At 62.3% G+C, this 2,191-nt stretch carries 1 protein-coding gene and 2 pseudogenes; 2 read left to right on the forward strand and 1 reads right to left on the reverse strand.

Annotated elements, in window-relative coordinates; all coding sequences use genetic code 11:
• A pseudogene (locus tag AC1D1Z_RS36600) lies at positions 1–230 on the reverse strand (isocitrate lyase); the annotation flags it as partial.
• 190 nt (positions 231–420) lie between these two features.
• Here AC1D1Z_RS36600 and AC1D1Z_RS36605 point away from each other — a divergent pair.
• Positions 421–1,830, forward strand: coding sequence for a helix-turn-helix domain-containing protein (locus AC1D1Z_RS36605; protein ID WP_477853710.1), 1,410 nt, complete (start codon positions 421–423; stop codon positions 1,828–1,830).
• Between the two features lie 126 nt (positions 1,831–1,956).
• A pseudogene (locus AC1D1Z_RS36610) lies at positions 1,957–2,191 on the forward strand (spermidine/putrescine ABC transporter substrate-binding protein PotF); the annotation flags it as partial.

The raw sequence follows: 2,191 nt of genomic DNA on the forward strand, positions 1-2,191 counted from the left end.
GGGGCGCGCACCATCTGCATGGCCTGGTTGCCGGAAAGTGCGCCGAGCGCATTGACGAAATCCTCCTGGTGAATGAGCCGCCACAACCGGTCCGCCCCCATTTCGGCCAGCGTATGGCGCAGCGCCACCGAGCCTCTGAGCCGCCGCACGTCATCGGCCGAGTACGGTCTCTCGATGCCGTCGAAGCGGCCTACTGATGCGTTTGGAACAAGCTTGTAAAAATCCGTCATGCTGCTTTCCTCACTAAAAAGCCCAACAAAGGTGCTGCATGACAAGATTGACAATATCAGCCGTTATGACCAGAAAAACCTTTGATTTCCTGCTCGGAAAGAGGTTAAGATGACGAGGATTGACAGAGTGGCGCTGTGAATTTGTAAAATTTTGTAAATACAGCGCTCCTTCCTTGTCAAAGGGTGTGACATGGCGGAACGAAAGATATTCGCAGGCCCGAAAGTCAGACGCATCCGCAATGCGCTGGCGCTGACGCAGACCGCCATGGCCGAGGCGCTTGAAATATCGCCGTCCTACCTGAACCTGATCGAGCGCAACCAGCGGCCGCTGACGGTGCAGCTCCTTCTCAAGCTTGCAAGCGTCTATAGGGTCGATCTGGAGGAGTTGCGGGGGCAGACCGGCGGCAATCTCGACCAGCTCAAGGAGATCTTTGCCGATCCGCTGCTGTCGGGTGAGTTGCCGGGTGACCAGGAACTGGTGGAGGTGGCCGAGGCAGCACCCAATGCCGCGAGCGGCATGATCAAGCTCTACCGCGCCTATCGCGAGCAGGCGGCAAGGCTGTCCGATCTGACGGCGCTGATGGCCGCCGAAGGGCATGCGCCGGTCGCTGCCGGCCGGTTGCCGCTGGACGAGGTGCGCGAGGCGCTGGAGCGCAGGTCCGGCTATTTCGGACGGATCGAGACGGCCGCGGAAGCCTTTGCCGCAACGCTGCCCTGGGGCGTCGATCTTGCCGCCGGGCTGAAGGATTGGCTGCGCTCCGAGCGCGGCATCGCGGTGCGTGTCCTGCCGGTCCATGTGATGCCGGATCTGCGCCGCCGTTTCGATCGGCATTCGATGCGGCTTTTCATCTCGGAGCGCCTGTCACAGGCCGACCGTGCGCATGAGATATCAATCGAGGCCGCGACTCTCGCTTTGCTGCCGGCAATCGATGCCGAGCTCGCCGATCTCTCGCTCTCCTCCGCCGAGGCGCGCCGCATCGCCCGCTTCGAGCTTGCCCGCATCGCCGCGCTGGCGCTCACAATGCCCTATGAAGCTTTTCTGTCGGCGGCCAAGGCTACGCGCTACGATATCGATATTCTGCGTGCGCGCTTCGGCGTCTCCTTCGGCCACGCCGCCGCGCGCCTTGCCATGCTGCAGCGGCCCGGGGCGGCCGCCATTCCCTTCTTCCTGATCGAAATCGATGCCGCTGGCCACCGGCTGCGCAGGGCAGGAGCCCAGGGCTTTCCGCAGGCCCGTTTCGGCGGCGGCTGTCCGAAGCTCAATATCCACGCCGCTTTCCTGCAGCCGGGCCAGATCCTCGCCGAAACGGTGGTCATGCCGGACGGCGCATCCTTCCTGACGGTCGCCCGCACCCTGGAGGGACCGAGCGTCGAATTCGGCGAAAGGGTCAGGCGCACAGCAATCCTGATCGGCTGCGACGCTGCCCTTGGCGAGGGTGTGGTCTATGGGCAGGCGATGGCGCTCGATCCGGTCGCCATCGGTCCGGCCTGTCGCCTTTGCGAGCGGCGCGGCTGCCTTTCCCGGGCCGAGCCGCCGGTGACGAGACCGCTCGGGCTCGACGAGATGGTGGCGGGGCTCAGCGCCTTCGACTTCCAGTGATTGTGAAATCATTGAGGGCCTAGGATTTTGCGCTTGTGGGCTGTGAAATTCCTTCTTAGTCTGCGTGGAAAACCAGAGGGAAAAGATGTCCGGGGGTGCGGAATCTTTGAACAAACAGGAGAAGTTATGAGGTCAACCATCCTATGCGTGACGGCCGCCGCCGTTACCGCACTCCTTGCTGCCGCTCCGGCCTTTGCCCAGGAGCGTGTGGTCAACGTCTACAACTGGTCGGATTATATCGACAGTTCCATCCTCGAGGATTTCACCAAGGAAACCGGCATCAAGGTCGTCTACGACACCTTCGATTCCAACGAGACGCTGGAAACCAAGCTCTTGGCCGGCGGTTCGGGGTATGACGTCG

Source organism: Rhizobium sp. P1_E1, from assembly GCF_056406015.1.